The sequence below is a fragment of the Pseudomonas sp. 30_B genome, assembly GCF_017491605.1.
Classification (GTDB): Bacteria; Pseudomonadota; Gammaproteobacteria; order Pseudomonadales; family Pseudomonadaceae; genus Pseudomonas.
In genome coordinates this window covers 1-556 of the sequence record NZ_JAFGYY010000134.1, presented here as the reverse complement: position 1 = coordinate 556, position 556 = coordinate 1, and the positions used below count along the sequence as shown (strand labels likewise).

The 556-nt window shown below is 72.3% G+C and carries 1 protein-coding gene; it reads right to left on the bottom strand.

The window, feature by feature from the left end:
- Window position 1 precedes the first annotated feature (1 nt).
- On the bottom strand, window positions 2–556 hold a 555-nt coding region (locus J5M67_RS27590), incomplete at its 5' end, for a hypothetical protein (protein ID WP_207888564.1).

The following is a 556-nucleotide window of genomic DNA, read 5'->3' as shown; positions in this document are numbered from 1 at the left end:
CTCATTGCAGCGCTCCCCACCGGCCGGTGGCGGGTTCGGCCGACGCCCACTTCCACGCGGGGCCGTCCCGGCAGATCGTCGCGACGTAGAAGCCCGATTGAGCGGCCTCGTTGCCCTTCGCGTCGGTGTCGACCGAGAACACGATTTCCTTGCAGTCGAGCGGCCCGACGCTGATGAGCCGGCTCACGGTCACGCGGCCGTGCTCGTCGTCCTCGATCGGGAACGAGTGATGCGTCGACCAGGGGGCGACGCCGCCGACCTCAAGCGGCCCCGCCGCGGCGGCGATCTGCGCCTGCGAATAGCGATGCGCGACGCGCTGCGTGTACTGGACGCCCGCGCGCGCGCCGGCGACGGCGCCCAGGCCGATGCCGGTCGCGACAGCGGCGTTGCTGGTGACTTTCGACGCGATGGCCGCGCCGGCGATACCCGCGCCGGCCGTCGCGCCTTCGCTATAGAGCGAATTGCAGCCGGACAGCAGCGTCGAGAAGGCGGCGGCGCCGCGTGTGGCCCATGCGGCCCAACGGCGCGCCGGCCGTGCGATGCGATGGTTCATCCC